Annotated in this window: 23 protein-coding genes; 11 read left to right on the forward strand and 12 right to left on the reverse strand. The window is 72.7% G+C overall.

Annotation, left to right across the window (positions count from 1 at the left end; translation table 11 throughout):
- Positions 1–337: 337 nt before the first annotated feature.
- From ACZ5AJ_RS05265 to ACZ5AJ_RS05280, 4 genes are all read right to left on the reverse strand, one after another.
- Positions 338–1,366, reverse strand: coding sequence for a LacI family DNA-binding transcriptional regulator (locus ACZ5AJ_RS05265; protein ID WP_464137728.1), 1,029 nt, complete (start codon positions 1,364–1,366; stop codon positions 338–340).
- Positions 1,367–1,453: 87 nt separating this feature from the next.
- Positions 1,454–2,521, reverse strand: a complete 1,068-nt coding sequence (locus tag ACZ5AJ_RS05270) for an NADPH:quinone reductase (RefSeq protein WP_464137730.1) — start codon at positions 2,519–2,521, stop codon at positions 1,454–1,456.
- Positions 2,522–2,548: 27 nt separating this feature from the next.
- Positions 2,549–2,818 carry a hypothetical protein gene (locus ACZ5AJ_RS05275; protein ID WP_464137732.1) on the reverse strand — a complete coding sequence of 90 codons (270 nt, stop codon included), beginning with the start codon at positions 2,816–2,818 and terminating at the stop codon, positions 2,549–2,551.
- Complete coding sequence (locus tag ACZ5AJ_RS05280) at positions 2,815–3,282, reverse strand: hypothetical protein (RefSeq protein ID WP_464137734.1); 468 nt, start codon at positions 3,280–3,282, stop codon at positions 2,815–2,817. The genes ACZ5AJ_RS05275 and ACZ5AJ_RS05280 overlap by 4 nt, the downstream gene beginning before the upstream one ends.
- 263 nt (positions 3,283–3,545) lie before the next feature.
- Here ACZ5AJ_RS05280 and ACZ5AJ_RS05285 point away from each other — a divergent pair, with 263 nt between their 5' ends.
- The 3 genes from ACZ5AJ_RS05285 (at position 3,546) to ACZ5AJ_RS05295 (ending at position 6,168) form a co-directional block, all read left to right on the forward strand.
- Positions 3,546–4,847 carry a sensor histidine kinase gene (locus ACZ5AJ_RS05285; RefSeq protein WP_464137736.1) on the forward strand — a complete coding sequence of 434 codons (1,302 nt, stop codon included), beginning with the start codon at positions 3,546–3,548 and terminating at the stop codon, positions 4,845–4,847.
- Positions 4,844–5,518 (forward strand): response regulator, encoded by a 675-nt coding sequence (locus ACZ5AJ_RS05290; RefSeq protein WP_464137738.1) that lies wholly within the window; start codon positions 4,844–4,846, stop codon positions 5,516–5,518. Before ACZ5AJ_RS05285 ends, ACZ5AJ_RS05290 begins: the two co-directional genes overlap by 4 nt.
- Positions 5,519–5,580: 62 nt before the next feature.
- Entirely contained in the window at positions 5,581–6,168 is a 588-nt protein-coding gene (locus ACZ5AJ_RS05295; protein WP_464137740.1) for an N-acetyltransferase family protein, read from the forward strand.
- Here ACZ5AJ_RS05295 and ACZ5AJ_RS05300 read toward each other — a convergent pair.
- The 7 genes from ACZ5AJ_RS05300 to ACZ5AJ_RS05330 form a co-directional block, all read right to left on the reverse strand.
- Positions 6,137–6,817, reverse strand: a complete 681-nt coding sequence (locus ACZ5AJ_RS05300; protein WP_464137743.1) for an endonuclease III — start codon at positions 6,815–6,817, stop codon at positions 6,137–6,139. The two genes, ACZ5AJ_RS05295 and ACZ5AJ_RS05300, sit on opposite strands and share 32 nt — an antisense overlap.
- Positions 6,814–7,911, reverse strand: coding sequence for a cation diffusion facilitator family transporter (locus ACZ5AJ_RS05305; protein ID WP_464137745.1), 1,098 nt, complete (start codon positions 7,909–7,911; stop codon positions 6,814–6,816). Before ACZ5AJ_RS05305 ends, ACZ5AJ_RS05300 begins: the two co-directional genes overlap by 4 nt.
- A 118-nt stretch (positions 7,912–8,029) precedes the next feature.
- On the reverse strand, positions 8,030–9,235 hold the full coding sequence (locus ACZ5AJ_RS05310) for an ATP-binding cassette domain-containing protein (RefSeq protein ID WP_464137747.1): 1,206 nt from the start codon (positions 9,233–9,235) through the stop codon (positions 8,030–8,032).
- Positions 9,232–9,993: an ABC transporter permease gene (locus ACZ5AJ_RS05315; protein WP_464138695.1), complete on the reverse strand. Its 762-nt coding sequence runs from the start codon at positions 9,991–9,993 to the stop codon at positions 9,232–9,234. The genes ACZ5AJ_RS05310 and ACZ5AJ_RS05315 overlap by 4 nt, the downstream gene beginning before the upstream one ends.
- Before the next feature lie 97 nt (positions 9,994–10,090).
- Positions 10,091–10,891, reverse strand: coding sequence for a molybdate ABC transporter substrate-binding protein (gene modA / locus ACZ5AJ_RS05320; RefSeq protein ID WP_464137749.1), 801 nt, complete (start codon positions 10,889–10,891; stop codon positions 10,091–10,093).
- The gene (locus ACZ5AJ_RS05325) at positions 10,888–11,325 is read right to left on the reverse strand and encodes a TOBE domain-containing protein (RefSeq protein ID WP_464137750.1); all 438 of its coding nucleotides are present in this window, start codon (positions 11,323–11,325) and stop codon (positions 10,888–10,890) included. Before ACZ5AJ_RS05325 ends, modA begins: the two co-directional genes overlap by 4 nt.
- A gap of 124 nt (positions 11,326–11,449) precedes the next feature.
- Positions 11,450–12,523, reverse strand: a complete 1,074-nt coding sequence (locus tag ACZ5AJ_RS05330) for a YeiH family protein (protein WP_464137752.1) — start codon at positions 12,521–12,523, stop codon at positions 11,450–11,452.
- A gap of 98 nt (positions 12,524–12,621) precedes the next feature.
- Here ACZ5AJ_RS05330 and ACZ5AJ_RS05335 point away from each other — a divergent pair, with 98 nt between their 5' ends.
- From ACZ5AJ_RS05335 to ACZ5AJ_RS05370, 8 genes are all read left to right on the forward strand, one after another.
- Positions 12,622–13,515 carry a LysR family transcriptional regulator gene (locus ACZ5AJ_RS05335; RefSeq protein WP_464137754.1) on the forward strand — a complete coding sequence of 298 codons (894 nt, stop codon included), beginning with the start codon at positions 12,622–12,624 and terminating at the stop codon, positions 13,513–13,515.
- Between the two features lie 77 nt (positions 13,516–13,592).
- Positions 13,593–13,961: a cupin domain-containing protein gene (locus ACZ5AJ_RS05340; RefSeq protein WP_464137755.1), complete on the forward strand. Its 369-nt coding sequence runs from the start codon at positions 13,593–13,595 to the stop codon at positions 13,959–13,961.
- Between the two features lie 167 nt (positions 13,962–14,128).
- Positions 14,129–15,025, forward strand: a complete 897-nt coding sequence (locus tag ACZ5AJ_RS05345) for a formate/nitrite transporter family protein (protein WP_464137757.1) — start codon at positions 14,129–14,131, stop codon at positions 15,023–15,025.
- Positions 15,022–17,634 (forward strand): nitrite reductase large subunit NirB, encoded by a 2,613-nt coding sequence (gene nirB, locus ACZ5AJ_RS05350; protein WP_464137758.1) that lies wholly within the window; start codon positions 15,022–15,024, stop codon positions 17,632–17,634. Before ACZ5AJ_RS05345 ends, nirB begins: the two co-directional genes overlap by 4 nt.
- The gene (gene nirD / locus ACZ5AJ_RS05355) at positions 17,631–18,026 is read left to right on the forward strand and encodes a nitrite reductase small subunit NirD (protein WP_464137759.1); all 396 of its coding nucleotides are present in this window, start codon (positions 17,631–17,633) and stop codon (positions 18,024–18,026) included. Before nirB ends, nirD begins: the two co-directional genes overlap by 4 nt.
- Positions 18,027–18,079: 53 nt before the next feature.
- Entirely contained in the window at positions 18,080–19,006 is a 927-nt protein-coding gene (locus ACZ5AJ_RS05360) for a uroporphyrinogen-III synthase (RefSeq protein ID WP_464137761.1), read from the forward strand.
- Entirely contained in the window at positions 19,003–19,713 is a 711-nt protein-coding gene (locus tag ACZ5AJ_RS05365) for a sirohydrochlorin chelatase (RefSeq protein ID WP_464137763.1), read from the forward strand. The genes ACZ5AJ_RS05360 and ACZ5AJ_RS05365 overlap by 4 nt, the downstream gene beginning before the upstream one ends.
- Positions 19,714–19,791: 78 nt before the next feature.
- Positions 19,792–20,166 carry a DoxX family protein gene (locus tag ACZ5AJ_RS05370; protein ID WP_464137766.1) on the forward strand — a complete coding sequence of 125 codons (375 nt, stop codon included), beginning with the start codon at positions 19,792–19,794 and terminating at the stop codon, positions 20,164–20,166.
- Positions 20,167–20,185: 19 nt separating this feature from the next.
- Here ACZ5AJ_RS05370 and ACZ5AJ_RS05375 read toward each other — a convergent pair whose 3' ends face one another.
- Positions 20,186–21,412 carry an anhydro-N-acetylmuramic acid kinase gene (locus ACZ5AJ_RS05375; protein WP_464137767.1) on the reverse strand — a complete coding sequence of 409 codons (1,227 nt, stop codon included), beginning with the start codon at positions 21,410–21,412 and terminating at the stop codon, positions 20,186–20,188.
- Positions 21,413–21,415 lie beyond the last annotated feature (3 nt).

Consider the following 21,415-nt stretch of genomic DNA (forward strand, 5'->3'; position numbering starts at 1 on the left):
GGTCTCCCGAGCTCGTCTCCGGACGGCGGTGCCCGGAGAGGGATTGCAAGAACTGCAAGAGGGCTGCGATCCCGGTCCAGGACCGTACTCGTCAGCTCGATGGCGGTCGAGGCCCGGATCACGGTGAGGTCACGACGAGAGAGCGCAATCATCGGACATAGCGGACTCGCGCACTGGCGCGGTCCGCCGGAAAAGCGGCGACATCGTCGGGGCTGCCCTGGGGATTCGGCAGGTACGGCAGAACGCAAGCGGAACGACCCAGATTTGTGACGGATTTTGCCAGAGTTTTGAGGAATCTGGTCGGCGCGTCGGCGGGCCGACGCCGCCGAGCAGCCCCTCAGAGTGCGGAGGTGGAGGCCCGCGGCACGAGGGGCGAGGGTGCCGCCCGGTCGACGGCCCCCGGCTGGACCTCGCCGTGCAGCAGCCCGATCAGCAGCGATCCGGCCATCTGGCCCATCTCGAAGGGGTGCCGGGCGAGAGCCGTCAGCGACGGTGCGCTGACCTCCGCGAGGAGGGAGTCGTCCCAGCTGACCACCCCCATCGAACCGGGCACGTCGATCCGCGCGAGGGTCGCGCCCCGCAGCGCTCCGATCGCCAGCAGATCGCTCGCGGCGATGACGCCCGGCCGCTGCGACAGGTCGTGCTCGAGCTGGCCGAAGCCCTTCAGCCCGCCGTCGATCGTGCCATCGGTCTCGGCATAGCCATGGGGCAGACCGAGCCTCGCGCACAGCCGCTGGACGATCATCAGGCGACGCTGCTCGTGACGGTGCGCGATCGGCCCCGTCAGCTGCAGCACCCCGTCATAGCCGCAGGCGACGAGATGCTCGAGGGCGCACGCGGCATCTGCCTCCTCGTCGCTGGTCACCCGTACGCAGCCCGGCGCGCCGTCGTCTCCGCCGAGCATCGCGAAGGGCATCGACAGATCGGCCAGCAGGGCGGGCCGCGGATCGGACGCCGTCAGGTCCAGGAGCACCACGCCGTCGACCCGCCGACGGTCGCACCAGTCGCGGAGCACGTCGAGCTGCTGCTCGGTCCCGCCGTCGGCGAAGCGGATCACCAGCTCGTAGCCGAGCGAGGAGATCGCGGACTCGATGCCTGCGGTGACCGCGGAGTGGAAGGGCTCGCGGGAGAGCTCGCGCGCATCGCGCGTCAGGACCAGTCCGATGTTCCCGCTGAGACCGCGGCGCAGAGCCTGGGCCCCGGCGTGCGGGGTCCAGCCGACCTCGTCGGCATGGGCGATGATCTTCGCGCGCAGCCTCTCCGAGACGCCGCGCTTGCCGTTGAGGGCGTAGCTCACGGTCGCGGGGGAGATCCCCAGGTCACGTGCGATCGTCGCGACCGTGGGGCGAGAGGAGGAGCGCGCCATCGCCCCATCGTACGAGCGATCGGGCCGCCGACGGCGTCGCCCGGCACGACGCGGCTCCTGCCTCGAGCAGATGCCTCCCGACGACGCTCAGGGCAGCACCAGGATCCTGCCGTGCACCCGGCCCTGCTCGAGCGCGGCATGGGCGTCGGCGGCGTCGGCCAGATGCACCGTCATGCCGACGCGACCGCGCAGCGAGCCCGCGGCGAGCAGCCGGGAGATGTCCTCGGCGGCGACCGCGAGATCGCCCACCGACGCATTGGAGACGGCGAACCCATGCAGCGAGACGTCACGGGTGTACAGGTCTCCGACGGGCAGCGACGCCGTCTCCCCGAGCCCCGCCGTCAGGATGATCCGGCCTCCCGGGGAGACGAGCGACAGCGCGTCGGCGAGTGCCATCCTGCCGCTCGTGTCCCAGAGGAGATCGGCGCCCCCGTCGCCACCCCCGTCAGCGCCTCCGCCGCGCTCGGCCAGCGCGCCCCGTAGCCGCTCGACCAGATGCGGGGCGCGATGATCCAGCATCTCCGCGGCGCCCAGCTCCCGGCACCAGTCGGCGTCCTGCGCGGAGGCCGTCGTGACGACGTGCGCGCCTGCCCCCGCCGCCATCTGGACCGCCGCGGAGCCGACGGCGCCCCCGCCTCCCGCGATCACCGCGGTCCGGCCGGCCTGCAGGCCGCCCTCACGGAACAGACCGAGATGCGCGGTGAGCGCACCGTGGAGCACGACGGCGGCGTCGGCCGGATCCGTGCCGCTCGGCAGAGCGTGCAGGCGTTCGGCGTCCACGAGGACGTACTCGCTGAAGGAGCCCTGGCGGCCGCCGTGCCCCAGGCTCGCGCACCACACGCGCTGACCGGGGGTGAAGTCTCCGGCGCTCTGCCCGACCTCGACGACGGTCCCCACCAGATCTCGGCCGATGATGAAGGGCGAGGGCATCAGGGTCCGGTAGGCGCCCGAGCGGACGAACAGGTCCACGTGGTTCACCTCGCTCGCCTCGAAGCGCACGAGGACCTGGCCCGGGCCGGGTGCGGGGACGGTTAGGGAGAGGATCTCGATAGAGCTCGCCGGTCCGGGCTCGCGGATGCAGGCGGCGAGCATGCTGTCCGGGTGATCGAGGCTCACGGCAGGGGTCGTACGGGGTGCGGTCTCGGAGTCGCTCACCCCACCACTGTGCCACCGGAGCCTGGATCACCGGGATGGGCGGGATCGGTCAGACCGGTGCAGCCTGCGGTCCCGGGCCTCGGCGGCGCGTCGATCGCCCCATGCGGCGACGAGCGCTCCGACGACCGTGCAGCACAGCAGCAGCGCGGTCGAGACCGCGCCCAGAATCGTGGCCGCGGCCGAGCGACCGGCGGCGGAGACCAGCACGGTCGCGATCACGTCCTGGACGACGAGCCCGGCGAGCAGCCCGCCGAGAGCTCCGAGCGCACCGATGCCGACCGTCCGCATCCGGCTCACCTGCGGGTCCCCTCCGGCGGACGATGATGCAGCGCGGACTGCAGACCGGCCGCGATCGCCCCGCACACCAGTCCCCAGAGGAGGTTCGTCAGCAGCATCGGCACGATGGCGAGAGGATTCGCGAGCGGCCCGGACAGCTGCCCCAGGAGGATCGGGGAGAGGACGGCGCTCAGCGTGATCGCGAGCACGGCGTAGACGACGCCCGCCGCCGCGAGCGTCGCCACGGGCGCCGGAGGCGGGGACGTCCGGGCGAGCACGACGGCGCCGATCCAGAACAGTGACACCAGAGCTGTCGCTGCCAGCGGCAGCAGGGGACCGGAAGGGTCGTTCCCGGTCTGCTCCAGCAGGATCCGCATGATCGGCCTGATCAGGGCGAAGGCGCCGAGGACGAGTGCGAGGGGCCAGTGCGGGCGGAAGCGGGAGGCGGTGCTGCGTGAGGCGGTGCTGCGCGGTTCGACGTCCATGCTCCGACGGTAGGGACGGCCGCTCGGATCCCGCGTCCGCCCGGGAGCGCGGGCCTGCGCGTCCCGGAGCGTCCTGCGCCTACGTCGAGGAGCGACATCGGCATCAGACCCCGGTCGCATGCGGGGGAGAGGGTCGCCTCCTAAGCTGATCACGGCCGCCGGCCGCCGGCCGCCGAACGCCGTCCGCCGTCCGCATCCGCAGCTCGTGGCGGCGTGCTCGCATCGGGTCGGATCACGAGGATCTCGGGCAGGAGGGGGAGAGCATGCCGGACCACCCGGGAGGGGTCCTCCGCCGTCTCCGCGACTCGCCGTCGACGATCGACGTGCTCCTCGGCCTCGCCGTGACGATCGTCCTCGTCGTGATCATCGCGCTCGCACCCGTCGGCGACGGCGTCGGCGACGCTCCAGGGGGTGCCACGGTCGGCGGTGCCGGCGACGCATCCGCCGCCCTGGCATACCTCTTCGCGCTCGGCTTCGGTGCCGTGCTGCTGCTGCGTCGTCAGCTCCCGATCGGGGTGCTCGTCCTGAGCGTGCTGGGCACCTTCGCCTACTACAGCCTTCAGCTCCCGACGATCGGCGTGGCGCTGCCCGTCGTCGCCGCGATCGGCTCGGCCGCCGAGCGGGGCTGCACCCGCGCGGCCGGCATCGCCGGAGCGGTCGTGGTCGCCGTCGCCCTGGCCTTCCGCGTGCGCGACGACCCCCAGCCGCTGGGATACCTGCTGGGGACCGACACCGCCATGAACCTCGCGCTGGTCGCCGCAGCCCTGGCCCTGGGGCACGCGATCCGCTCCCGCCGCGAACGGGACCGGCAGCAGCGGGTCATCGACGAGCTCACCGCCGAGCGCGCCGACCGGGAGTCCGAGCAGCGCCTGCGCAGCGAGCGCGAGAGGATCTCCCGCGAGCTCCACGACACCCTCGGCCATGCCCTCTCCGTGATCGCCCTGCACGCCGGCGTCGGGCGCGAGGCGCTGCCGGAGGAGCCCGACGACGCATCCGTCGCCGAGGCCGCGAAGGCTCTCGAGGGCATCCGCGAGCAGTCCGCCTCCTCCCTCCAGGAGCTGCGGGCGATGGTCCGCATGCTCCGCCGGGACGATGCCGCGCGCGAGCGGCACGTCCGCTCCCTCGAGGATCTGCCCGCCCTGGTCGGAAGGATGCGCGACGCCGGGCTCGTGGTCGACCTCCGCATGGGTGCGGGCCTCGACGGCGAGCCCCTCCCGCCCGCCGTCGAGGCTGGCGCCTACCGCATCGTCCAGGAGTCCCTGACCAACGTTCTGCGCCACGCCGACGCCACGCGCGTGCAGCTGCGCATCGACCGCGAGAGCGCCCAGGAGGGCGAGCGGCTGCGGATCCTCGTGCGCGATGACGGACGCGCTCCCCGCATGCCGGGCCGAGCCGCGGCGGCGGACGCCGGTGAGCGCGACGCGGACGGCGGGGGAACCGGCCTCGCCGGGATGGCCGAGCGCGCCCGGCTCCTCGGCGGAGCCCTCGACGCCCGCGACCACCCCGACGGCGGCTTCGTCGTCGACGCCCTCATCCCCATCCCGCCCCCACGGAGGAACCCATGATCCGCACCGTGCTCGTCGACGACCAGGAGATGGTCCGCACCGGCCTGCGCGCGCTCGCCGAGCGCGACGGCGACATCGAGGTCGTCGCCGAGGCGGCCGATGGGGAGGACGGGCTGAGGCGGGTGCGTCTGCTGCGTCCCGACGTGGTCCTCATGGACATCCGCATGCCGCGCCTGGACGGCATCGCGGCGACGCGCCGCATCACGGAGGATCCCTCGCTCGACGGGGTGCGGGTGATCGTGCTGACCACCTTCGACGAGGACGATGACGTGCTCGGCGCGATCGCGGCCGGTGCCTCCGGGTACCTCCTCAAGGACGTCGCGCCGGCGGATCTCCGCGAGGGGGTGCGCACTGTCGCCTCGGGGGACTCCCTGCTGTCTCCCGCCGTCGCGACCACCGTCCTCGCCCACCTCGGCGAGCACCTGTCCTCCCGCACCCGCCCGGAGCTGATCGAGCGGCTCACCGAGCGCGAGCGGGAGGTCCTCGCCCGCGTCGGGCGCGGCGAGTCCAACGAGGAGATCGGACGGAGCCTGCACATCAGCCCGGCGACCGCCCGCACCCACGTCTCGCGCCTGCTGACGAAGCTCGGCGCGCGCGACCGCTCCCGACTGGTCGTCCTCGCCTACGAATCCGGTCTCGTGCGCCCGGGAGAGGGCGGAGCAGGAGGATGACGATGCGGTGACGGGTGCGCCCCGGGCTTCGCGAGGCCCCTGGGCGGTGCAACAATCCCCGCGTGCAGATCATCGAGGCGACCAGCGCGCATCTCCCCGCCATCACCGCCATCCACAACGAGGCGGTCCAGCACACCACCGCCATCTGGAACGACGTCGCCGTGACGGTCGAGGATCGGGCCGCCTGGCTCGCCGCGCACCAGGAGAAGGGCCACCCGGTGCTCGCGGCGGTCGACGCGGAGCCCGGGGCGCCGGCCGGCACCGCACCTCTGCTGGGCTACGCGACCTTCGGGCCGTTCCGCCCGCATGACGGCTACCGGCGCACGATGGAGCACTCCGTCTACGTCGATGCCGCTGCGCGGGGCCGCGGCGTCGGCACCGCTCTCATGCGCGAGCTCATCGAGCGCGCCCGGGAGCTCGGAGTGCACGTGCTGGTCGCCGGGATCGATGCCGACAACGCCGGCTCCCTGCGCATCCACGAGAAGCTCGGCTTCACGAGCGTGGGCCTGATGCCGCAGGTCGGCATGAAGTTCGGGCGCTGGCTCGACCTCGCCCTGCTGCAGCTCGTGCTCGACGACGCGGTCCGGCCCGACGACGCCGTCCGGCCCGACGACCCGCTCAGCGCGGACGCGCCCGAGCGGATCCGATAGCGGCCTTCCCCTCCTCGACGATGAGGCCGTGCAGCTCCGCGAGCTCCGCCGCATCGAAGTCAGCGCGGGCCAGAGCCGGGGCGATCCGGCGTCGGAAGGCGGCGTAGGAGGCAGGGACATCATGGCCGCGCCCTGTCAGCAGACGGCGTGCGTACTCGTCGCACACCAGCACCGGGCGTTCGAAGCAGTACAGGGCGATCGCATCGGCCGTCTCCTGGCCGACGCCCTCGACCCCCAGCAGCGCCGATCGCAGTGCCGCATCGTCCAGGGACCCGACCGCGTCCCCATGCTCATGCATCCAGCGGGCGAGGGCGAGCACCCGTCGGGGCTTGGCGGAGGGGAAGCCCGCCGGGCGGACGAGCCGGCGCACCGTGCTCTCATCGGCGCTGGCGAGAGCGGCGGCCGAGAGCAGGCCCGCGGAGCGCAGACCATCGATGGCGCTCGCGGCCTGCACCCAGCGCGAGCGCTGCACGAGCACTGCGCCGACGGCGATCTCGAAGCGCTCCTGCCCTGGCCACCACCATCCCTGGGGGCCGTGGCGGGCCAGGAGCTCCGCCTGCACCGCGCGCAGATCCGTCTCCTCGAGCGGCACCGCGGGAGCGGCGGGGAGGGCGGGGGCCTCGAGCCCACCGGATGCTGTCGAGGTCACGCAGAGTCCTTCTCGCCCGCGGCCTCTTCCTCTTCCGCCTCCTCGTCCTCGTCCTCGTACCAGTCCGGCAGCGGCTGGGGCGAGAGGTGCTCCTCGGCACCGGGCCGGGACAGCGTGAGCATCGCGCGGCGGACGCTGGGCTGCTGCTCCAGCAGATCCTCGATGGCCTGCACCTTCTCCTGCAGCATGGACTCGCGCATATCGCCCACCAGGTCCACGGAGGCGACCACGAACAGCTGCTCCGCACCCACCCACTCGGTGTGCAGGAAGCTGACGGTCTCGACGTCGGGATGCTCGAGCAGCAGCTCGAGCACCTTCTCGCGGGCGAGCGGCGAGCCGCCCTCCCCGGTGAGGAAGGCGGTGTTGCGGGAGATCAGCATGATCGCCACGAAGCCGAGCAGGATGCCGACGAGGATCGAGCCGATCGCATCCCATACGGGATCCCCGGTCACCTGGTGCATGGCCATGCCGCCGGCGGCGAGCACGAGGCCGATCAGTGCGCAGGAGTCCTCGGAGAACACGGCGCGCAGCATCGGATCCGAGGTGGTGCGGACATATCGCAGCGGGCTGATGCGTCGGGCCCGGGCCCCGCTGCGCGCCTGCCGCAGCGCCTGCAGGAAGCTCGTCCCCTCGAGGACGAAGGAGATCCCCAGGACGAGGTACGCCCATCCGTAGCTGGTCTCTCCGCCCTCTTCGGCGCCCAGGGAGAGGATCCCGTGCCACACGGAGACGGCGGAGCCGAGTGCGAACAGACCGATCGCCGCGAACATCGCCCACACGTAGCCGTCGCGCCCGTAGCCCAGCGGATGGCTGCGGTCGGGCTCGCGACGGGAGCGCCGCTCGCCGATCAGCAGGAAGATCTCGTTGCCGGTGTCGGCCCAGGAGTGCGCCGCCTCGGCGAGCATGGACGCGGATCCGCTGATCGCGGCGACGATCGTCTTGGCGATCGCGACCAGCAGGTTCGCGGTGAAGGCGAGCAGGACCGTCATCGAGCTCTCGCCCGAGCCGGAACCGGAGCTGGGATCGGTGCCGCTGCCGTCTCGGGGGCCTGTGCCGGGAGCGGGCTGCGCGAGGTGTTGGGACGCGGCGGTCATCGATTCTCCGGGGGAACGAGGGGAGCGGGTGAGCACCATTGTGCTCCTGGGCCGTTCCGCCGTCGTGCCCGTTCCGCCGTCGTGCCCGTTCCGCCGTCGTGCCCGGACGTCGGAGGCCTCAGACGGATGCGACGACGGTCTGCACGGGGGAGACGGCGTGCACGGCGACGTGCTGCGGGGAGACGATCGCCTGCACGGCGTCGCCGGGTCGCAGGGAGAGCTCGGCGATCCGCTGCGGTGTCAGATCCGCGACGAGGTCCTCGGTGCGCACCCGCACCAGGTCCCCGTGGGGATCGAGCCGTCGGACCGTCCTGCGCAGCGGGGCGCGGACGGGCCCCGACGGATCGGTGCCGGGGGAGTTCCCGGGAGCGTCCGCGACCTCCTCCCGCGCTTCGCCGTGGGGGAGCAGGTGTACCTCGGAGGGGCGGAAGACGGCTCGGACGCTCGTGCCGTCGGCATGCAGGGAGCCGACGGATCCCAGGGCCCCGACGGAGCCGCCGACGCCGTGCAGGGGGTCTGCGACCGCGAGGCGTGCGCCGTCGGGCAGGCGGACCGCACCGTCCTCCCAGATGCCCTCGAGCATGTTGAGCCCGGCGAACCGGGCCGCGAACGCCGTCGCCGGACGGGAGAGCCTGTCCAGAGTGGGTCCGTGCGAGACGACCCGTCCGGCCTCGATGACGGCGAGCTGGTCGGCCAGTGTGATGACGTCGAGGACGTCATGGGTGACCATCAGGGCGGGCGTGGTGGACAGGACGGCGGCGAGCTGCTCCCGGATGACCGGCGTGACATCGACGTCGAGCGCAGCCATGGGCTCGTCCAGGAGCAGCAGATCGGGGCCGGCAGCGATCGCCCGGGCGATGGCGATCCTCTGCGCCTGGCCTCCGGAGAGCTGGCCCGGTCGGCGTGCGGCGAGATCCTGGAGGCCGAGCTCCGCGAGGAGGGCACGAGCACGGGAGGCGGCCTCACGGCGGCCGACGCCCTGGGAGCGCAGCGCGAACACCACGTTGCCGAGCGCCGTCAGATGCGGCAGCAGGAGCGGATCCTGGGACAGGGAGGCGACGCGACGGGAGTGCACGGGCACCCAGGTCCGCACCCGTCCGTCCACGACGTCCGTCAGGACGCGGCCGTCCAGGACGACCTGTCCGTCCTGGGGGCGCAGCAGACCCGAGACGAGCTGCAGCAGGGTGGACTTGCCGGCCCCGTTCGGGCCGACGATCGCGACGGTGCCGCCGTCGGCGCGTCCTGCGCCGTCGGGACGGAGGTCGATCTCCAGGTCGATGTCCACCCCGCGCTGCGGGACGGAGGCGCGGATCTGCAGGGTCACGGCGACGGCCTCCTCCGGGCCACGGCGATGACCAGCACGGCCACCACGATCAGCAGGAACGACAGGGCGACAGCGGCGTCGGGCTCGACCTCGCGCTGCAGGTAGATCTCCAGGGGGAGGGTCCGGGTGGTGCCCTGCAGGGACCCGGCGAAGGTGATGGTCGCACCGAACTCGCCGAGAGCCCGGGCGAAGCTCAGCACGGTCCCCGAGATCAGGCTCGGCGCGACCAGCGGCAGCGTGACGGTCAGCAGCACGCGGGTCGGCCGCGCGCCGAGCGAGGCCGCGGCCTGCTCGTAGCGGGTGCCCGCGGTGCGCAGGGTCCCTTCGAGGCTCAGCACCAGGAAGGGGAGCGCCACGAAGGTCTGCGCGAGGACCACGGCGGTCGTCGAGAAGGCGATCTGGACCCCCATGATCTGCATCGTCGAGCCCAGCAGCCCCTGCCTGCCGAAGGTGTACAGCAGCGCGAGGCCGCTGACGACGGGCGGCAGCACCAGCGGGATCAGCACCATCGCCCGCAGGATCGCGATGCCCGGGATGGTCGATCGGGCGAGGACCACGGCCATCGGCACACCCAGCAGCACGCACAGCACGGTGCTGACCGCGGCGGTGCGCAGGCTCAGCCCCAGGGCTGCGAGCGAGCTCTCCGAGGTGACCAGGTCCAGGTAGTTCGCCCAGTCCACCCGGGAGGCCATGGCCACCAGCGGCAGGAGCACGAACAGGCCGCCCACCGCCGCGGGCACGAGCGCCCAGCGGGGCAGGGTGCCGGCGGCGGCGCGGGAGGCGGTCCGGCCGGCGGACGCCTCGCGGGCGTCCGCCGACCGGACCGGGGGGAGAGCGGGGGAGGTCACCGCGCTGTCATTCCCCCGGAGCGAGGAAGCCGGCCTCGGAGAGGGCGTCCTGGCCGTCGGCGAGGACGTAGTCGACGAACTCCTGGCCGAGCTCCGGGTTCTCGGAGCCCTCGATGGTGGTGATCGGGTACGTGTTCACCGCTTCGGCCGCCTCGTCGAAGGCGATGCCCTCGACGTCGTCCCCGGCCTTGGCGACGTCGGTGACGTAGACCAGGCCGGCGTCGGCCTCGCCGGAGGTCACCTTCGTCAGCACGTCGGTCACGGACTGCTCCTCGGAGACCGGCGCGAAGTCCAGGCCGGCGGCCTGCTCGACCTTCGCGGTGGCGTTCCCGCACGGCACCTGCTCCGCGCAGACGACCAGCGTGAGATCGGGGTCCTCGAGATCCGCGAGGGTCTCGACCCCGGCGGGGTTGCCGGCAGGCACCGCGATCATGAGCGTGTTCGTCGCGAAGTCGACGGGCTCGGTCGCATCGAGTCCATCGGCGACGAGATCGTCCATGGTGTCGGTGTCGGCGGTGGCGAGCACGTCCGCCGGGGCGCCCTGCTGGATCTGCGCGACCAGGTCCGAGGAACCTGCGAAGCTGAACTCCAAAGAGACCCCCTCGTGGGCGGCCTCGAAGTCCTCGCCGATCTGCTCGAAGGGCACCTGCAGCGACGCCGCCGCGTACACGGTCAGCGTCGTCTCCGACGCGGCTGCGCCGTCGGAGGATCCTGACGAGGAGCCGGAGCCGTCGGCCGACGACGAGCAGGCGGTCGCCGATCCCAGCAGCACCAGGGCTGCGGCGGCGGAGGTGAGGAGTCGCTTCATGCGGTGGGTCCGTTCTCAGGAAGGGGGTGGATGTCCTCGACAGAGGCCGCCTCGATGACGACGTTGGTGGCCTTGACGGAGGCTGTGGCTACGCTGCCGGGCTCGAGCCCCAGCTCCCGCACGGCCTCGCTGGAGATCAGCGAGACCACGCGGTAGGGACCGCACTGCATCTCGACCTGCGCCATCACCGTGTCCGTGAGGACCCGGGTGACCAGACCGGTGAAGCGGTTGCGGGCCGAGCTGCGGGAGGGGTCGCCGATCCCGGGGGCGACGGCGTTCTCGCGCGCGAGGCGGGCCACCTCCGTGCCCTCGAGGACCTTCCGGCCGGCGGCATCCGTGGTGGCAGGGATCGCCCCACGATCGATCCAGCGACGGACCGTGTCCTCGCTGACACCGAGGAACAGGGCCGCCTCGCGTACTCGCAGATGCGTCATGCAGACCATCCTAGGCGCGCGGATGCGCTCACCACGGGGCCATCGGCCCGCAGTTGCCGTCTCGTGATCAGGCGGCGCGGGCGGTGGGCTCCTGGACCCCTGCACCCCTGGACGTCTGGGTGTCTCAGGACGTGACGAGCACGCCGGCGAGGGCGGTGCCGGCGATCAGCAGCGTGGAGAGCGCTGCCAGGGCGAAGGGTCGGGGTCCGACCCGCAGCAGCGTGCGCAGGCGCACTCCGCAGCCGAGGGCGAACATCGCTGCGGCCAGGAGGGTCGTCTGCGCGAGCTGCGCCGCCGAGAGCAGCTCGTCAGGAAGCGGCGCCAGCGACCGCACCAGCACCATGGCCAGGAAGCCCAGCACGAAGAGCGGCACCAGCGGAGGGTGGCGGCCGACGGTCTCCGCATCCTCGAGCGAGGGCAGTCCGGCCGACGGTGCGACGCGGTCGGCGCGGCGCTGCACGATGCCGAGCACGGCCATGACCGGTGCGAGCATCAGGATGCGGGCCAGCTTCACCATCACCGCGACCGACAGAGCACCGCCCCCGATGACGCCGCCGGTGGCGACCACCTGCGCGATCTCATGGATCGATCCGCCCGCCCAGCGCCCGGCGTCGTCGGGGGAGAGGCCCAGCAGGTGCGAGGCCGCCGGGATCGTCGCGATCATGAGCGAGCCGAACAGGACCACCAGGGCGACGGCGGTCACGGTGTCCTGCTCGGCCTCCTCCTCCGGATCGACGACGCCCGCGGCGGCCGCCACGGCGGCCGCTCCGCAGATCGAGAAGCCGCAGGCGATCAGCAGTGTGAGTGTGCGCTCCATCCGCAGCATCCGACCGATCGTGACGGTCCCGAGGATTCCGACGACCACGATCGCCACCACGACCAGCAGGGTCGGAGCGCCGAGGGCGACGATGTCGGAGAGCGCCAGCTGCAGCCCCAGCAGCACGATGCCTGCACGCAGCAGATGCTTCGAGGCGATGCCGAGCCCGGGCGCGGTCGCCGTCGGCAGCGTGATCAGGTTCGCCGCGGCCACGCCGAGGATGATCGCGATCACGAGCGGGCTCAGCAGCGGGACGTGCGGGGAGATGAGCTGGGAGAGCACGGCGACAGCAAGGGCGAGGAGCGCCCCGGGCAGTCGGGCCGCTCGGGTCCCGCCCTGGTCTGCGCCGGAGCCGATGTCGGCCTGTGAGGGGGCGGTCATGCGGTCAGGCTGCAGGGCGGAGCACATGTCATAGAGGTTCATGCAAACGGCTCATATCCGGTAGGCATGACTTCCGGATAGGGGCATATCATCGCGATATGGCTGATCCGCTGCCCGACCTCTCCGCCCTCGAGCTCTTCGTCGCCGTCGTCGACGAGGGAGGTCTCGGCGCCGGTGCCCGGAAGCTCGGCATCCATCAGCCCAACGCCTCCCGCACCCTCGCCCGCCTCGAGGCGCAGGCCGGCATGTCGCTGCTGGACCGCGGGGCACGGGGATCGCGGCCCACCTCCGCCGGACTGCTGTACGCCGCGCACGCGCGCGAGCTGCTGGGATCCGCGCGCGCCTTCTCCTCCTGGCTGCAGCATGCTCGCGGCGAGGACGGCCAGGAGCTCGTCGTCGGCGCGAGCCTCACCATCGCGGAGAACCTCATGCCCGCGTGGCTCGCCCGCCTGCGCCGGGTCGACCCTCAGGTGCGTGTCGAGCCACGGGTGCTGAACTCCTCGCGGGTGCTCGAGCGGGTGAGAGAGGGCGGCCTGTCCCTCGGGTTCATCGAGAGCCTCCACGTCCCCGGCGATGTCAACGCCGTGACCGTGCTCCGCGACGAGCTCGTCGTGGTGGTCTCCCCGGAGCATCCCTGGGCCTCGCTCCGCGCCCCGCTCCCGCGCGCCGAGCTCGCCCGCACCCCGCTGGTCGTCCGCGAGGGCGGATCCGGCACCCGTGACACCTATGAGGAGCTCGTCCCCGGTGCCGGCGATGTCGAGCCCGCGCAGGTGCTCGGCGGCATCGGCGCGGTGAAGGTCGCCGTGGCCGCCGGGATCGCGCCCGCGGTGCTCAGCATCCTCGCGGTGCGGGCCCAGGTCGCCGCGGGAGAGCTCGTCCGCGTGGAGGTCGAGGGCGATCCGCTGCGTCGGCCCCTGACCGCCGTGTGGACGGGCCCGCGGCGCCTGCGCGGACCGGCCGCGGATCTGGTGGCCGTCGCCCTGGAGGGATGAGCCGACGGCGCCCCCGCGCCATGGCCGCGGCGCGCATGGGAGATCATCGGGGGACGTCATCGTGCCCAGGAGGATCCATGACAGACAGCGCCCCGAGACCTCGCGTGATCGCCGACACGGCGGACCTGCCCGAGACCCCCGCGCGCGGCGCGGTCTGGTCCATCGACGACCCCGATCGCGAGCTCGACTCCAATGTGATCCGGCTGCCGGCCGGCGAGGAGATCGAGCTCCATACCGGTGCCGAGGTCGACACCCTCGTCCACATCGTCTCCGGCTCCGGAGTCCTGCTCACGGATGACGGTGATGTGCCTCTGCGACCTGGGCTGGTGCTGCTCCTCCCGCGGCGCAGCCGGCGCGGGTTCCGGGCGGGTCCCGAGGGGCTCGAGCACCTCACCGTGCACCGCCGTCGGCAGTCCCTCCGGATCGGCTCCGCACCGAGCTTCTGAGCGGTGCGGACCGGGACGGGCCGCACCGGGACCGGCTGAGACATCGTGTCACAGGAAGGTCACGGCGACGTCCGGGTGCTCGGGACGAGGGATGGCGCGCATACCTTTGCCGCGTTCCCGCTGCTCGGCGTCGAGCTGGCAGAGCCCCCGACTCCCCGGAGGTCCAGATGTCATACGTCAAGCCCGCCGATCTCGTCACCCGCATGGTCGACGCCGGTGCCCACAAGGTGAACCTCTCCACCAGAGACACGCTCATCCGCTCCTACATGGGCGCGGCGTTCCTGACCCTGGGCGCGGCCTTCGCGGTCACCGTCTCGACGCAGACGGGTGAGCCGCTCCTGGGCGCTCTGCTCTTCCCGATCGGGTTCGTGCTGCTCTACCTTTTCGGCTACGACCTCCTCACCGGAGTGTTCACGCTCGCCCCGCTCGCCCTGCTGGCCAAGCGTCGCGGCGTCACCGTCAAGGCGGTCGCCCGCAACTGGGGCCTGGTGTTCCTCGGGAACTTCGCCGGCGCCTTCACCATCGCGGTCCTGATGGCGATCTACTTCACCTACGGGTTCACCACCGCACCGAGCGAGGTCGGGCAGGCGATCGGCGAGATCGGCCATGGCCGCACGGTCGGCTACTCCGACCATGGCGCAGGCGGCATGCTCACCCTGTTCGTCCGCGCGATGCTGTGCAACTTCATGGTGTCCACCGGCGTCGTCGCCGCGATGATGACCGACGACCTGATCAGCAAGGTCGTGGCGATGTGGCTGCCGATCACCCTGTTCTTCTACATGGGCTTCGAGCACTCCATCGTGAACATGTTCCTGTTCCCCTCCGGCCTGCTCCTGGGCGCTGACTTCACGCTCCTGGACTACCTGCTGTGGAACGAGATCCCGACCGTCGTCGGCAACCTCGTGGGCGGCCTCCTGTTCGTCGGCCTCGCCCTGTACATCACCCACGGCCGCACCGCTCCGTACCGCACGGCGGCGGCCCCGACCCCCGGGAAGGACCCGCTCGTGCCGGTCACCACCATCCCCACCGCGACGCAGACCGAGACCGCGGGGGCGACCCGATGAGCGCCCCGCGCTACCTGGGCGGCGAGCGCATCGTCGTCATCGGCGCCGGCATGGTGGCCCATCGCTTCGTGGAGAGCCTGCTCTCGCGCACCGAGGATGCCGTGCAGCTCACCGTGATCGGCGACGAGCCCCGCACTCCCTACGACCGGGTGAACCTGTCCAAGCTGTTCGGCGGCGCCGCTCCGGAGGAGCTGCACCTGGACGAGTCCGTCTTCGACGATCCCCGGGTGACCCTGGTCCGCAGCGACCAGGCCACCGAGCTGGACCGCTCCCGAAAGATCGTCCGCACCGCGGCCGGCACGGAGCACCCCTACGACCGGCTGGTGCTGGCCACCGGCTCGTACGCGGTCCGTCCCCCGGTCAAGGGCGGGGACCTGCCCGGCTCCTTCGTCTACCGCACGATCGAGGACGTCGAGGACCTCAAGACCGCCGTCGCGCGGCGCGCCGAGGAGCTCGGTCGCCCGGTGCGCGGCGTCGTCATCGGCGGTGGCCTGCTCGGTCTGGAGGCGGCGGGCGCCCTGCAGGGCCTCGGCGCCGAGGCCGTCATCGTCCAGTCCGCCGACCGCCTCATGTCCGCTCAGCTGGATCTGCCCGCGGGCAACGCCCTGCGCCGCCTGATCGAGCAGCGCGGCATCGAGGTGCACACCCTCTCGCGGACCTCCGAGGTCCTCGCAGGACCGGACGGGAGCATCCGCAAGGTCCTCTTCGAGGACGGGCGCTCGACGCTCGCCGACATCGTCGTCTACTCCATCGGCGTGCGCCCCCGCGACGAGCTCGCCCGCGGGAACGCCGCCTCCAAGGGGCGGGCCCGCGTGGAGGGCCTCACCATGGGCACCCGGGGCGGCGTCGAGATCGATGCGGGATGCCGCACCTCCGATCCGTCGATCTGGGCGATCGGCGAGGTCGCGAGCTTCGACGGGATGTGCGTGGGCCTGGTCGCCCCGGGCTACGCGATGGCCGAGGTCGCCGCGGACCGCCTGCTGGGCGGGGACGCCGTCTTCCCCGGCTACGACCTCTCCACCAAGCTCAAGCTCTCGGGTGTGGACGTGGCCAGCTTCGGCGACGCCTTCGCGACCACCCCGGGCGCCCTCGACGTCGTCTACGCGGATCCGGTCCACGGCGTCTACAAGAAGCTCGTCCTGTCCGACGACGCGAAGACGCTCCTGGGCGGCATGCTGGTCGGCGACGCCTCCTCCTACGGTGCGCTGCGCCCCCTGGTCGGCGGCCAGCTCGGCGGCGACCCCGCCGCCTACCTGCTGCCCTCCGACGGTCTCGAGGCGCCCAAGGCCGAGCTGCCCGACGAGGCGGTCGTCTGCTCCTGCGCCTCCGTCACCGCCGGCCGCATCCGCGAGGCGGTCCGCGAGGAGGGCTGCTGCGACGTCGCCTCCATCAAGGCCTGCACCAAGGCCGGCGCGACCTGCGGCTCCTGCGTCGTCATGGTCAAGGGCCTGGTGAACGACGAGCTCGCCAAGACCGGCCAGACCGTCTCCAACGCCCTGTGCGAGCACTTCGACATGTCCCGTCGTCAGCTGTTCGACGCGGTCCAGGTCTCGGGTCTCGACACCTTCAGCGCGATCATCGAGCGCTTCGGCACCGGACGCGGCTGCGACACCTGCAAGCCGGTCATCGCCTCGATCCTCGCGGTCCTCGTGCCCCGCCACGTGCTGGACGGCGGCAACGCCGCGCTGCAGGACACCAACGACCACGTCATGGCCAACATGCAGAAGGACGGCACCTACTCGGTGGTCCCGCGCATGGCCGGCGGCGAGGTCACCCCCGAGGGTCTGATCGTGATCGGCGAGATCGCCCGCGACTACGGCCTCTACACGAAGCTCACCGGCGGCCAGCGCATCGACATGTTCGGAGCTCGCCTCGAGGAGCTCCCGGAGATCTGGAAGCGACTGGTCGACGCCGGCTTCGAGTCGGGGCAGGCGTACGGCAAGTCCCTGCGCACGGTGAAGTCCTGCGTCGGCTCCACCTGGTGCCGCTACGGCGTGCTGGACTCGGTCGGGATGGCCGTGAACCTCGAGCTGCGGTACCGGGGCCTGCGCTCCCCGCACAAGCTCAAGCTCGGCGTCTCCGGCTGCGCCCGCGAGTGCGCGGAGGCCCGCGGCAAGGACGCGGGCGTGATCGCCACCGCGAACGGCTGGAACCTGTACGTCGGCGGCAACGGCGGGGCCACCCCGCGCCACGCCGACCTGCTCGCCGAGGGCCTGAGCGACGAGGAGCTGATCCGCCTCATCGACCGGTTCTTCATGTACTACATCCGCACGGCCGACAAGCTGCAGCGCACCGCCCCCTGGGTCGAGGCGCTCGAGGGCGGCATCGACGAGCTGCGCCGCGTGATCATCGAGGACAGCCTCGGGATCTGCGCCGACCTCGACGAGGCCATGGCCGCGCACGTGGACTCCTACGAGGACGAGTGGGCGGCGACCCTCGCCGATCCGGACAAGCTGCGCCGCTTCGAGTCCTTCGTCAACGCGCCGTCCACTCCCGACCCGGACCTCGCCTACGTGCCCGAGCGCGGTCAGGTCCGTCCCGCAAGCCCCGAGGACCGCCGCACCGGCGGGGTCCTGATCGCCGGCACTCGCCTGGAGGTGCGCTCATGACCACGCCGACCCTCGACAAGACCCTCGCCCCCGGCTCCTCCTGGGTGCGCATCTGCCCGCTCTCCTCGCTGGAGGTCGAGCGCGGTCGGGCGGCCCTGGTCGACGGGACGCAGGTCGCTCTGTTCCTCCTGCACGACGGCGCGGTGAGGGCGGTCTCCAACCATGACCCCTACAGCGGCGCCAACGTGATCTCCCGCGGCATCGTCGGCTCCCGGGGCGAGGTCCCCACCGTCGCGTCGCCGCTGTACAAGCAGATCTTCGACCTGACCACGGGGGAGTGCCTCGACACCCAGGGCAAGGAGCCGAAGGAGGGCGAGGTCGGCCACCTGCGCGCCTGGGACGTGCGGATCGAGGGCGGCGAGGTCGAGCTGCTGTGGACCGCGACGCGTTGACATCGGTTCATCCGCCTTTGGGGGACGGAGCATCGGTGGGGGACCATGCACCCATGGGACATGACGACCGCCCCTCCGCCCCCGCAGCTCCGTCGGCCCCCGCCGAGCCGCGACCCGAGCAGCTCTCCGACCTCCTCGCCGGGCGCACGATCGTGATCGCGGTGGACCGTCGGGCCGACGAGCTCGCTGCAGCCCTCGAGCGCCACGGCGCCGAGGTGCTGCGGGCTCCCGCACTGTCCACGATCCCGCACATCGACGACGCCGCCCTCCTCGAGCGGACGCGCGAGCTGATCGCCGACCCGCCGGAGATCGTCGTGGCGACCACGGGCGTCGGCTTCCGCGGCTGGTTCGAGGCGGCGGAGGCCGCCGGGCTCGCCGACGATCTGCGCGATGCCCTGTTCGGTGCGCGCATCCTCGCCCGCGGCCCCAAGGCGCGCGGTGCCGTGGTCGGGGCCGGGCTGACCACCTCCTTCGTCGCGGCGTCCGAGACCGCGGCGGAGATCGGCGAGCACCTGCGCACCCTCGAGACCGAGGGCCGCCGCATCGCCATCCAGCACCATGGCGCCGGCGCCGACGGGCTCGACGAGCTGGCCGCGGAGCTCGGCGGCCAGGTCACCAGCCTCACCGTCTACCGCTGGGGCCCCTCACCCGACCCCGAGGGGGTGCGCCGCTCCGTCGAGCTCACCGCCGACGGGACGGTCGACGCCCTCGTGTTCACCTCGGCGCCCGGAGCCGCCGGCTGGCTCGGCACCGCGCGGGAGCTCGATCGCCTCGAGGCGATCCGGGAGCGCGCGGACACGGGCGCCCTGCTGGTCGCCGCCGTCGGCCCCGTCACCGCTCTGCCGCTGCAGGAGGAGGAGATCGACGTGCTCATCCCCGATCGCTCCCGCCTCGGAGCGCTGATCCGCGCGGTCGTCCACCACTACGAGAGCCTCGACCCGCGCGCGCACCACGACTCCCCGCAGGAGGATCGCCCATGACCACCTTCGTCGCCTGCTCCCACGGGACCCGGTTCGCCGAGGGACGCGAGACCATCGCGTCGATCATCGCGCGCCTGGCTCAGCATCTGCCGGGCACGCGCGTGGTCCCCGCCGTCGTCGACGTCGAGGACCACGAGATCGCCGGCGTCGTCGAGAGCGTCGCCGCGGACGGACCCGCCGTCGTCGTGCCGCTGCTGCTGTCGACCGGCTACCACACCGGTGTCGACATCGCCCGCGCCGTCGCGCCGTTCGAGCAGATCGTCGCCGCGGACGCGATGGGTCCGCATCCTGCTCTCGTGCGCACCCTGCTGCGTCGGCTCGCGGAGCTGCCCGGCGGCGACGCCGGACGCCGCCCCGGCGACCATGTGGTCCTCGCGGCCGCCGGATCCTCCGACCCGGCGGCCGCCCGCGCGGTCGAGGAGATGCGGGACCTCCTGGCCGAACATCTCGAGGCCCCCGTCACCATCGGATACGGAGCGGGGGCCAGCCCCCGCATCCGCGAGGCCGTCGCCGCCGCCCGCGAGGCGGGCGCCGAGCGCGTCATCGCCTCGAGCTATGTGCTCGCACCCGGCCACTTCGCGAACCTCGTGGTGCGCTCGGGCGCGGATCTCGTGAGCGCACCGCTGGGCGTGGACGACGACGTCGTCGGCGTGCTGTTCGAGCGCTTCCGCGACGCCGCGTCGAGGATCCCTGCGCGCGCCGCCTGACATCGCGCCCGCGACGGTGGATACTGGCAGGCCCCGGGGACGGCTCCCCGGGGCCTGCTCGCCGAAGGAGAGGGACCGATGAACATCCTGCTGTGGATCCTCGCCGGGGCGCTCGCGGTGGTCTTCGTGATCACCGGTGCCTCCAAGCTCGTCTCGAGCAGGGAGCGGCTCGCGCGGCGCACCCCCTTCGTGGAGGACTTCCCGCTGGGCGCCGTGAGGGGGATCGGGGTACTCGAGATCCTCGGCGCCGTCGGACTGATCCTCCCCGGACTGCTCGGCGTCGCCCCGCTCCTCGTGGCCGGCGCCGCCGCCTGCCTCGCCATCATGATGGTCTTCGCCCTGCTGGTGCACGTGCGCCGCGGGGACGGCATCGCCATCATGGCCGGACCGATCGCCCTCGCGATCGCCGCGACCCTGGTCGCCTGGGGCCGCATCGGCCCTTACTCCTTCTGATCCGGCTGATCCGGGAGCCTCAGCCCTCGCGCGGCACGACGCGCAGCCGGGTCGGGGGCCGATCGAGGATCCGCGGCACCGGAGAGGCCCCGGGCAGCAGCGCCCCCAGCACGCTCGCATGCCGGGCCCCTGTCGCCGACGGCGCCGTGCCGGGCATCCCGTTCGCGGTCAGCAGGCCGAGCACCGCGAACGCCAGCGCCTCCTTGGCACCCGAGGGGATGCCCAACTCGTCGCTCGTGCGCACGGGCGTCCCCGCCAGCTGCTCGCGCAGCATCCGCATCATCACCGGGTTGCGGGTCCCGCCGCCGGAGACCACGATCTCGTCGGCCTCGCCCCGGACGGCGTCGGCCACCGTGCGGGCCGTCAGGGCCGTCAGCGTCGCCACCAGGTCCGCAGTGCCCCTGCGCGGCTGTCCGGCGAGGAAGCCCGCCGTGTATCCGGCGTCGAAGAGCTCCTTGCCGGTGGTCCTGGGCGGGGGGAGCGCGTAGTACGGCTCCGCGAGCATCCTCGAGAGCAGCGCCTCGTCGACGGTGCCGAGCGAGGCCATCCGGCCGTCGCGGTCGAAGGCCTGCGCGCCGCCGGTGCGCTCGAGCACCAGCGCATCGATCAGGGCGTTCGCCGGCCCGGTGTCGAAGGCGACCGGTTCGCGCTCCGGGCCGACGAGCGTCGCGTTGGCGATCCCGCCGAGGTTCACCGCGGCGCGGCGCGCGTCTCCGAGCCAGAGCGCATCGACCAGGCTCACCAGGGGAGCGCCCTGCCCGCCGGCGGCGACGTCGCGCGGGCGCAGGTCCGCGACGACCGGGCAGCCGGTGGCCTCGGCGATCCATGCGGGCTGGCCCAGCTGCAGGGTCCCCAGGACCGCGCCGTCCTCGACCCAGTGGTGCAGGGTCTGCCCGTGCGAGACGACGAGATCGGCCTCGCCCTGGCACAGCTCGCCGACCGCCCGTCGAGCGACCTCCGCGAACGCCTGCCCGATGAGCGTGTCCAGGGCGCACACCTGGGCCATGGTCACCTTCGCGGGCGGCAGCGCGTCGCGGATCATCCGGCGCAGGCGCGGGGGATACGGCACGGACACCATCCCCAGCACCTCCATGCAGAGCGTGTCGCCGTCGGCGCGCAGGCGGGCCGCGGCGGCGTCGATCGCGTCGTGCGAGGTCCCCGACATGAGGCCGACGACGGTCGCCCGATCGGCTGCGGGAGCTGGGCAGGAGCCGGGAGCGGAGGGGACGGAGGCGGTGGTGGCCATGCC

This window comes from Brachybacterium zhongshanense, from assembly GCF_055385755.1.